Annotated in this window: 6 protein-coding genes and 1 pseudogene; 4 read left to right on the forward strand and 3 right to left on the reverse strand. The window is 64.5% G+C overall.

All coding sequences use genetic code 11. From position 1 onward, the window contains the following. The coding region (locus WBF82_RS13000; protein ID WP_424383431.1) for an ATP-binding protein at window positions 1-2592 on the reverse strand (2592 nt) is incomplete at its 3' end. A 255-nt stretch (window positions 2593-2847) separates the two neighbouring features. Between WBF82_RS13000 and WBF82_RS13005 the strand changes: the two genes are divergently transcribed. Next, entirely contained in the window at window positions 2848-3342 is a 495-nt protein-coding gene (locus tag WBF82_RS13005) for a tRNA (cytidine(34)-2'-O)-methyltransferase (protein ID WP_424383426.1), read from the forward strand. Between the two features lie 26 nt (window positions 3343-3368). On the opposite strand, the gene WBF82_RS13010 is transcribed toward WBF82_RS13005, so the two are convergent. Both WBF82_RS13010 and WBF82_RS13015 read right to left on the reverse strand, forming a co-directional pair. Continuing rightward, window positions 3369-4013 (reverse strand): nitroreductase family protein, encoded by a 645-nt coding sequence (locus tag WBF82_RS13010; RefSeq protein WP_424383427.1) that lies wholly within the window; start codon window positions 4011-4013, stop codon window positions 3369-3371. Window positions 4014-4104: 91 nt separating this feature from the next. Further along, window positions 4105-7389 (reverse strand): error-prone DNA polymerase, encoded by a 3285-nt coding sequence (locus WBF82_RS13015; protein ID WP_424383428.1) that lies wholly within the window; start codon window positions 7387-7389, stop codon window positions 4105-4107. Between the two features lie 67 nt (window positions 7390-7456). Here WBF82_RS13015 and WBF82_RS13020 point away from each other — a divergent pair, with 67 nt between their 5' ends. From WBF82_RS13020 to otsB, 3 genes and pseudogenes are all read left to right on the forward strand, one after another. Then, window positions 7457-8416 (forward strand): dipeptidase, encoded by a 960-nt coding sequence (locus WBF82_RS13020; protein WP_424383429.1) that lies wholly within the window; start codon window positions 7457-7459, stop codon window positions 8414-8416. Window positions 8417-8525: 109 nt separating this feature from the next. After that, a complete protein-coding gene (locus WBF82_RS13025) occupies window positions 8526-9923 on the forward strand; it encodes a WS/DGAT/MGAT family O-acyltransferase (RefSeq protein ID WP_424383430.1) in 1398 nt (465 codons plus the stop codon). Between the two features lie 53 nt (window positions 9924-9976). Next, a pseudogene (otsB, locus tag WBF82_RS13030) lies at window positions 9977-10667 on the forward strand (trehalose-phosphatase); the annotation flags it as partial.

A 10667-nucleotide genomic window follows, 5' to 3' on the forward strand; every position in this document is an offset into this window, starting at 1 on the left:
GCCCTGGTCGGTGTGGGACTGCACGGGCATGTTTTCGACCTCGGCGGCGGCTGTCCAACCGCTGTCCCAGACCGACTTCCAATCCAAGTCGGCGCTACGGGCCAGATCGTGCGGGTCGACCAGCCACTCTGAAAGCATCCGCTGGTAGATCAGATCCGTCTCCGCCGGCTCGTTCGACGCTGGGGGTGCCTCAGCGGGCCAGGCATCATCGATTTCCTGCGGCTCCAACTGAGCTGACGGCTCCGGCACGACCGGCTCGGGTGCGACCTGCTCGGGTGCCACCGGTTCCGCTTCGGCCGACTGATGCCGGGTGAAGCGCACGCGCGAGCCGAAGAACGACGACGTGTTCGAGACCGGTTGAGCTGCAGGGGTTTCCGGAGATTCCGACTCAGGCTCAACTGCCTTTTCCCGTCGGCGCAGCGGTGACTGACGCCGTGCCGGGCGAGCCGGCTGGTCGGGCGGACCCGCGGTGATGCCGCTGGATCCAGGCCGTCGGCGCGGCAACAACGTGACCGGAGATTCGGTCGAATGGGAGCCGTTGCGCTCTGCGGTGTCCGTCAGCTCGGCGAGATCTGGCGTCTCGCCGTAATTCACTGCGGCGGCTGCGGAATCGGCCGCGGGAGAAACAGCCGAAACCTCTGGGGCTATCGTCGCCGTTTCGCGCGGCGCAACGTAGTCGCCGTCCGCAGTGGCCAACAACGATGCCGGCAGATAGACCTCGGCCGTCGTACCCGATCGTGCGCGCTCGGTCGACAGGCCGCGCAGCCGCACGCGGATACCGTGCCGGTCGGCCAGCCGGCCAACCACGAAAAGACCCATATGACGAGCGCTGTCCGGAGTGACCTCGCCCCCGGCACGCAACCGCATGTTGGCGATGCGCCGGTCGCCGTCGGTCATACCCAGCCCGACGTCGAGGATCTCGATCAGAACCGCAGCGTCGCTGCGCTGTGAAGCCGAAACACGTACCGGCGAAGCAGGCGGTGAGTAGCGCAACGCGTTGTCGATCAACTCCGCAAGGAGATGGACGACATCGCCGGCGGCTGCGCCGGTGATCGTGCAGTCGGGCAGCATCGACGTCTCCACCCGGCGGTAGTCCTCAACCTCCGAGGTAGCGGCATTGACGATCGATGACAACGCCACGGCGCTACGTTGGTCTCCCCGCGAGCTCGGCGCCCCCGCCAGCACCAACAGGTTGGCGCCGTTGCGGCGCATCCGGGCGGCCAAATGGTCCAGCCGGAACAGGCTGTCGAGCCGATCGGGGTCTTCTTCGTTGCGCTCCAGCCGGTCGATGAGCGACAGCTGCTGGTCGACCAGTGACCGGTTTCGCCGCGACATGGTCTCGAACATGTCGTTGACCAGCAGCCGCAGGCGGGCCTCGTCACCGGCCAGCAGCAGTGCCTGGGTGTGCAATTCGTCGACCGCGTGCGCGACCTGCCCGATTTCTTCGGTGGTGTGAACCGGCAGCGGCGCGGGCGGCTGTTCGTCACCGGCCCGGACACGGATGATCTCGCGTTCGAGATCCTCGTGAGCGACCTTCAGGGCGCTGTCCCGCAGTACGCGCAGCGGCTGGACCAGTGACCGTGCCACCACCAGCACGATGGCGAGGGCGGCGACGATGGCTGCCAGCACAATGACGGTGTCGCGGATCGCGGCCTCGCGCCGGTTGTGGGCCTGGTCTTCTACCGATTTCGTCACCAACGCGGTGGTGTCCTTGATCACATGCCCGGCGATCGCGTCGGTGGTCTGTATCGAGTGCAGTAGCGCAGGGTTGTTGACGAGCTTGCTGGTCGGATCGGACATGACGGCCATCCGGGTGACCATCTGCTGCTGCAGCGTCTTGGCTTCGGCTGAGCCGACCCCGAGCACTTCAGCCATCCCGAACAGCGTCGACGGCTCGGTACCGGCGAGCGTGATCATCGACGTGCGCAACTCGGGTTCGGGCAGGTCTCCGCCGCGGGTGATCAGCAGCTGCTGCATCATCATTTGGCCGCGGGCCCCGATCGCGCGGCTCAGCCCCTGAGCCGCCGCCCGGATTTGCACGTTGTCGATGCGTACCGATCCGTCGATTGCATTTTCAGCGGTCAAAAGGATCGGCGCGTAGGTGGTGACTCGTTCGCGCAAACCAATGGAGTTCGATGCGACTGCGTTCAGCAACGCCTGCCCGCCGTTCAGCAGGGCGTTGACCCCCGCGCCCACATCGGCGGGAACGTCGGTTTCCGCCAGCCGGGCCTTCAGCTCATGTTTGCGCGCGTCGAAGTTCTTTTTCACGCCCTCGGCGTCGCCTCCGGTGGAACTCGCCAGCAATGCGACATCGAGAGCCGACATGAATTTGGTAATCGCCGGAACCACCTCGGCGCGATCAGCGGCCAACCGGAGGTCGTGCGCCTCAGTCAGTGCGCCCGAGATACGGAATCCCCCGAAAACCATCGCCAGCACTAAAGGCACAGCCACAATGGCGACGACTTTCCACCGCACCGGCCAATTTCGTAGCGACCATGAGGCCGGCCGTTTCACCGATGAGGACTCGGCGCCGTCGAGGTCTGCGGTGTTATTTTTAGTCGGCAGAACCGCCCGCGTCGCACGGGCAAACATGGTCACCGGACTACATCCGTGCTGGCGACCGCTGCGCTGATATGCATGGTTGGCGCGTCGTTCATGAGGCTTCCTGCTGATGACGCCCGCCCCGAGTGACGGCGAGCGGTATACGCCTGGCAATTCGACGAGTATGCCAGCCAGCGGGTACGGAGACCACAATTCTTACTGAACAGACAGAGTTCGTCGACTCGTGCCGGACACCGCGAAGGATAGCCGAGCAAATTGTCTAACGACAACTGTCATGATCGACAGATGTTTCGGCTGCTGTTTTACTCTCCGCGTATAGCGCCTAATACCGGCAATGCAATCCGGACCGCGGCGGCCACCGGAACCGAACTGCATCTCGTCGAGCCGCTTGGCTTCGACCTGTCCGAACCCAAGCTGCGCCGAGCCGGGCTGGACTACCACGACCTAGCCTCGGTCACCGTGCACCCGTCATTGGACGCCGCCTGGAAGGCGCTGTCGCCGAAGCGAGTGTTCGCCTTCACCGCGCATGCGACGTCGTTGTTCACCGATGTGCGGTATCAGGCCGGAGACGTGTTGATGTTCGGCCCCGAGCCGACCGGGCTGGATTCCACGACCCTGGCCGACGTTCACATCACCGACCGCGTCCGCATCCCCATGCTGACGGGACGGCGCTCGCTCAATCTTGCCAACGCTGCCGCAGTCGCCGTCTACGAGGCGTGGCGCCAGCAGGGGTTCGCTGGCGCGGCGCCCGCTGACGATGCAGGACGCGGAGCGTCCTGAGGAGGAGGCGGGCAATTCAACCCTGCCTACCAGGCATTCCAGTGGGTCAGCTGTTCGGGCGGCAACCGCTTGGCCGGCCGGAAATCCGTGCCCTTGGTGTAGGCGATCGGAAACAGGCCACCCTGGCTGTACTTGTCGTAAGGAATGCCAAGCACTTCGGCCGCCTGCTTCTCACCGTCACGAAGCAGATGCAGCGTCGTCCAGCAGGAGCCCAGCCCACGCGAACGCAGGGCAAGGCAGAAACTCCACACAGCCGGGAACAGCGACGCCCAGAATGAGACGCCACCTACCTGGGAGGTTTCCTCCCGGCCCTCGATGCAGGGGATCAATAGCACCGGCGCCTTGTGCATGTGCTCGGCAAGGTAAGTCGCGGAACTTCTCACCGCGCCCATTCGCTCACCGCGGGTATCTCCTTCGGGATATTCAGCTCCCGGCGAGCTGAGATAGCCCCGCGCATTGGCCAGATAAATGTCGCCGATGGCCTTTTTCTTGTCGGCGTCCTCGACGAAAACCCATTGCCAGCCCTGTGAGTTGGAGCCGGTCGGCGCCTGCAGCGCCAATTCCAGGCATTCCATTAGCACTTCGCGGGACACCGGCTTGTCGAAATCGAGGCGCTTGCGAACCGAGCGGGTGGTGGTCAGGACTTCGTCGACAGACAGGTTCAAGGTCATGGTGTGGAGACTACATTCGCTCGCCGAATGTGAAGCTGTTGCGAGTTTTCGCCAGATTTTTGGCAACTGCTTCACGCTCGACGTAAAAGGGTCAGCGAAAATCTCGGGACTTCGACCCGATCGTCAGCGTGAGTTTGGCTAACCGCTCGGCCACGACGGTGATTGCGCCACTGGCGTTTTGGACCTGCCCACGGATCAGCAGCGCCGACGCTGTCTGTGCCAGCTTGCGATGTCGCGCCCATACTCCCGGTGTGCAGAGCACGTTGACCATCCCGGTCTCGTCCTCGATGTTGAGAAACGTCACCCCCTGCGCCGTGCCCGGCCGCTGCCGATGCGTGACTGCCCCGGCGATCAGTACCCGGTCCCCGTCGGGCACCGACAGCAGGGCATCAGCAGGCAGCACACCCATCTCGTCCAGATCCGACCGCAGGAATTGGGTTGGATAGCTGTCCGGGGAAATGCCGGTGGCCCACACGTCGGCGGCGGCCAATTCCAGCTCGCTCATTCCGGGTAATGCCGGGATGTGCGACGACGAGCCCACCCCCGGCAAGCGGTCCGGCCGTTGGGTGGCGGCCGACCCGGCCGCCCACAGCGCCTCGCGCCGGGAGATCCCAAAGCAGCTCAGCGCTCCTGCGGTGGCCAGTGCTTCGGTCTGCGGCACGGAGAGTTGCACCCGGCCCGTCAAGTCCAATAGAGAAGCAAAGGGGCCGTGCGCTTTTCGCTCTTCGACTATCTTCTCGGCCAGGTCATCCCCGATATGACGAACACCGCCAAGCCCCAGCCGCACCTCCATACCGGCGTTTTCCAGAGTGGCGTGCGCCAGACTGGCCACCACACATGGGCCGTGCACCGTCACCCCGTGCCTGCGGGCATCAGCCACCAACGACTGCGGCGAGTAGAAGCCCATCGGCTGTGCGCGCAGCAGCGCCGCGCAGAACGCAGCAGGGTGATGCAGCTTGAACCACGACGAGTAGAACACCAGCGATGCGAAGCTCAGCGCGTGACTCTCCGGAAAGCCGAAATTCGCGAAGGCTTCTAGCTTTTCGTATACCCGGTCGATCAACTCATCGTCGGCGCCGTGCATTCGCCGCATGCCGTCGTAGAACCGGCCGCGCAGCCGTTGCATGCGTTCCGCCGACCGCTTGGATCCCATGGCGCGCCGTAGCTGATCGGCCTCGGCGGCAGAAAAGCCTGCGCAGTCCACCGCAAGCTGCATCAGCTGTTCCTGAAACAACGGCACTCCCAACGTCTTCCGCAATGCCGACTCCATCGACGGATGGTCGTAGACGACGGGGTCGACACCGTTGCGCCGCCGGATGTACGGATGCACCGAGCCGCCTTGAATAGGCCCAGGACGGATCAACGCGACCTCGACCACCAGGTCATAGAACACCCTTGGCCGCAACCGCGGCAGGGTAGCCATCTGCGCGCGGGACTCCACCTGGAACACCCCGACGGAGTCGGCGCGGGCCAGCATTTCGTACACCGCCGATTCGGATAGGTCCAGTTTGGCCAAGTCGACCTTGATGCCTTTGTGCTCGGCCAACAGGTCGATGGCGTAGTGCAGCGCCGAGAGCATACCCAGCCCAAGCAGGTCGAACTTCACCAAGCCGATTGCCGCGCAGTCGTCTTTGTCCCATTGCAATACGCTGCGGTTCTCCATGCGCGCCCATTCCACCGGACAAACATCGGCGATCGGACGATCGCAGATCACCATGCCGCCGGAGTGAATGCCCATGTGTCGCGGCAGATTCTGGATCTGGGTGGCCAGGTCGATCACCTGCTCGGGAATGTCCTCGACATCCGATGGTCGCGCGCCCCAGTGCGCGATCTGCTTGCTCCACGCATCCTGCTGTCCCTGCGAGAAACCCAGCGCGCGGGCCATGTCGCGCACGGCGATTCGCGGGCGGTAGGTGATCACGTTAGCGACCTGAGCGGCGTAGTCACGGCCGTATTTGTCGTAGACGTACTGGATGACCTTTTCGCGTAGATCCGATTCGATGTCGATGTCGATGTCAGGTGGTCCGTCGCGAACCGGCGACAAGAAACGCTCAAACAACAACTCGTTGGCCACCGGATCGACCGCGGTGACGCCGAGGGCATAACACACTGCCGAATTGGCCGCCGATCCCCTGCCCTGACACAGAATGTTGTTCTCCCGGCAGAATCGAGTGATGTCGTACACCACCAGGAAATAGCCTGGAAATGCCAGTTGCGCAATGATTTCCAACTCGTGTTCGATCTGAGCATATGCCTGTCGTGCCTGTGCTCGCGGCCCGTAGCGGCGCTCCGCCCCGGCCATCGCCAGCTCGCGCAACCAGCTGTCCTCGGTAGAGCCGGGCGGTACATCTGGGAACGGCGGAAGCTGTGGGGCGATGAGTGCCAAGCCGAAGGCGCACTGCTCGCCGAGTTCGGCCGCGGCGGTCACCACGTCGGGGCGCTGCGCGAACAGCCGGGCCATCTCCTCACCCGATCGCAGATGGGAACCGCCCAGCGGGGCCAGCCAGCCGGCCGCCTCGTCCAGCGACTGCCTGGCCCGTATCGCGCCCATGGCCATCGCGAGCCGGCGCCTCGACGGCGCGGCGAAATGCGCACCGGTGGTCGCAACACAGCTGAGCCCGAATCGTGTTGCCAACTCCGTTAATTCAGCGTTGACTTCGTCGTCGAGCGGATGCCCGTGGTGAGTCAGCTCGACGCTGACCCTGCTATGCCCGAATCGATCCACCAGATCGCCCAACGCCGCCGCGGCGGCCCCCGGCCCGCCCGCAGCCAGCGCAGAACGGACATGACCCTTACGGCAACCGGTCAGGATGTGCCAGTGACCACCCGCCGCGTCGGTGAGCGCATCGAAGTCGAACCGCAGCTTGCCCTTCTCGCCACCGGCCAGATGCGCCGCGGCCAGCTGCCGCGACAACCGCCGGTAGCCTTCCGGGCCGCGAGCTAACACCAGCAGATGCGGGCCCGACGGATCGGGGTCGTCGGTCCGGGCGGCCGACGCCAGAGAAAGTTCGGCGCCGAACACGGTGCGCATGTCCAATTCCGCGGCCGCTTCCGCGAACCGCACCGCCCCATAAAGGCCGTTGTGGTCGGTCAGCGCGATAGCGCGCAGATCCAGCCGCACCGCCTCCTCGACCAGCTCCTCCGGCGTGCTGGCGCCGTCGAGAAAGCTGAACGCCGAATGCGTGTGCAACTCGGCATACGCGACCGACGAGCGAACCGTCCGGTTATCGTCCGGCGGCTGATACGCCACGCGCTTGCGGGACCACGGAACGTCATCCGGTGGTCCCCACACAGATGGCGTGCCGGACCGGCGCGGCTTCCCGTCGAGCACCCGCTCCATTTCCGCCCAGCTCGGCGGGCCATTGCTCCAACCCACAGCGACAGTGTATCGAATATATGTTCGATAGTTGCAACCCTCGACGCGAATAGGCCATGTTCGAACCATGACCTCGCTTCTCTGGGATCAGCACGCCTGCTTGCCGCTGCGGCGCGATGCCGATATCTCGGCGCTGGTCCGCTACCGTCGCCCTGGCGAAACCTTCGTGTCGGTCAACGTCGGCTACGCGCCCCACCGCCTTGCCGACGTGCTGGATTTCGTCGAAGGCTTCCAGCAGGCGGTCGAAAATCACCCCGCTTTGGTGTTAGCGGAAGCCGGCGACTTCTCGCCCGACGAGATCGCGGTGGCTTTCGACCTTGAGGATTGCGCCCCGCTGGAGGGCGATCTCACGAACGTCGCCCGACTCGCTCAACTTGGTATCCGGACAATGTTGCCGACCTACAACCACGCAAACATTGCCGGCTGCGGTTGCCTCGACGTCCACGACACCGGCCTCACGACGTGGGGGCGGAAGCTGATCTCGGAAATGAACAAAGCCGGAATGGTCCCTGATGGATCGCACTGCAGTCCCCGCACCGGCCTCGACATCTGCGAAATCACAAATCGTCCAGCCGTGTACAGCCACTCCTGTATGCGCAGCATCTGGGACCATCCGCGCAACATCACCGACGAGCAGGCCCGAGCCTGCGCCGCCACCGGCGGCGTCATAGGAGTGACGGGTGTAGGAATCTTCTTGGGCCCCAACACTCCGACGCTCGAGGCAATGACGCGCCACATCGAATACGCCGTCGAACTTGTCGGAATCGGCCACGTGGGAATCAGTACCGACTTCTCGTTCGACAGCGGCGACTTCATCCACGAGCTCGCAGCCAACCCCGGCCTGTTCGACGAAAGCTATACCCGTTGGGGACCGATCCAGTGGATGCCACCAGAGACATTCATCGGCATCGGCCATCACCTCAGTGCACGAGGCTGGGACGACGCCGACGTTGCCGCGGTGATGGGCGCAAACTTTCGACGCGTCGCCGAGCAAACCTGGTTGACGAAGCACGGTGAAGTTCCGTGAATAGTCTTGCCACACAATCGACAGCAGTTGTTAACACGATTTAATCTCGGGGCCACCTGGCCCGCGGATACTCAGGACAAATCTTAGAAGTGGACGGCGGTAACAAGTCGTGGAGCAACTTAATGCGCTCGATGCGGGTTTCCTCATGGCCGAGGATTCGGACCGCAACGTCAGCCTGGCGATCGGCGGAGTCGCGATCATCGACGGTCCCGCACCTAATCACGACATGTTCAAAGACGTTTTTGCAGAGCGTGTCCGGGCGATACCGCGTTGCACGCAATTGTTGCGGACCCAGCCGTTCGATATCGGCGCTCCGCATTGGATCGATGATCCGAACTTCGACCTCAGCAGGCACGTGCGCCGCATAGCGGTTCCGCGGCCCGGCGATGACGGCGAACTGTTTCGGGTTGTCGCTGATGTGTTGGAGCGCCGCCTGGATCGGGATCGCCCGCTGTGGGAATGCTGGGTCATCGAGGGCCTCAAGGGCAATCGCTGGGCGATCTTGATGAAAATCCACCACTGCATGGCCGATGGAATCTCGGCCACCCGCATACTCGCCCGACTCTGCGATGACGTCGACGGCGACGCATTCACCCGACCAGTCGCCGCCAAACGGAGCGCCGCCGCGCACTCACATCTCAAGCCGGTGCCGGATCCCGACCCGCACAGCAACCCGTTGAGCAATCTCTGGCGCGCGACCACCGGCCTCACCGATGCGGCTGCGCGGACGGTGAGCGGGGCCGCCGAACTTGCCGTCGGCCTGCTCCGGCCCAACGCCGACTCCTCGCTGGTAGGGCCGGTCACCGCGATGCGGCGCTATCGCGCGGTGCGTGTTCCCCTTGCCGACATCGAACAGGTATGCCGCAAGTTCGACGTGACCGTCAACGACGTCGCGCTCACCGCGATTACCGAGGGCTTCCGCTCGGTGTTGCTGCACCGCGGCGAGGAGCCACGGCCAGACTCGTTGCGCACGCTGGTGCCGGTGTCGGTGCGTTCGCCCGATGCGCTCGACAAGCCGGGTAACCGCCTTTCGGTCATGCTGCCGTATCTCCCGGTCGAACAGGCTGATCCGATCCAGCAATTGCGGATCGTCCACAGCCGGATGACCCGGGCCAAGCACGGCGGGCAGCGACAGGCAGGCAGGGTGGCCGTCTCGGCGACCAATTATGTCCCGTTCATGTTGTCCTCATGGGTGATTCGGTTACTCACCCGTCTACCGCAACGCGGCATTGTGACGCTGGCAACCAATGTCCCCGGTCCTCGACGCCAGCTGCAGATGATGGGCAGCAAGGTAGCGCGCCTGCTGCCGATTCCCCCCATCGCATTGCGGTTGCGCACCGGTGTTGCGGTGCTGAGCTACGCCGACGATTTGGTGTTCGGCATCACCGCCGATTACAACGCCGGAGCCGACGTCGACGAACTGGCGAATGGCATTGAAACAGCCATTACCCGTTTGGAAATGCTGAGCCAAGACTCGGTCTTGCTGTTCGCCAACAAATCGGTCTGACTACTCTGGCTAGCGGCAAAGTCGCCGGACGCCCGGAAGGTAGGACAGCCGAATTGTCGGTCACCATCGACCCGCGCCGCCATGACGCGGTGCTGTTCGACCTCGACGACCTGGCTACCGACCACCCGCTCGTCACGCAACTGCGCGAGGCCGGTGTGGCCACCGAGGCCGTCGGTCGGCCCGGCCGGTCAGCCGTCATCACGGCGAGCTCGGACGGCGTCTTGGCCGCCCGGGGCGCTGGATTCGCCTTGGTGATCGCCATCGACACCACCGAACGGGCCGACGAGCTGCGCAGCCGCGGGGCCGACGCGGTGATCAGCGATCTGCGCGAGATCGACGTGCGCACCGGTGATCGCCGGATGTCCGAACTGCCCGACGCGCTGCGTGCCCTCGACGCAATGACCCTTCGGCGCCCGGCGGTGTTCTTCGACTTCGACGGCACGCTCTCCGATATCGTCGAGGACCCCGACGCAGCTCGGCTGGTCGATGGCGCGGCCGACGCGCTGACATCTTTGACCGCACAATGTCCGGTCGCAATCCTGAGCGGCCGCGACCTCGCCGACGTACGCACGCGCATCGGCCTGCCCGACATCTGGTAGGCGGGTAGTCACGTTTTTGAGCTGACCGGACCCGACGGCGCACATCACGAAAACGCCGAGGCGGCCGCGAGTATCCCGGTGCTCGAGAAGGCCGCCGCCGAGCTCGCCGACCAAATCGGCGGCATCCCGGGTGTCGTGGTGGAGC

Origin of the sequence: Mycobacterium sp. (genome assembly GCF_049673265.1) — a bacterium.
Taxonomy (GTDB): Bacteria; Actinomycetota; Actinomycetes; order Mycobacteriales; family Mycobacteriaceae; genus Mycobacterium.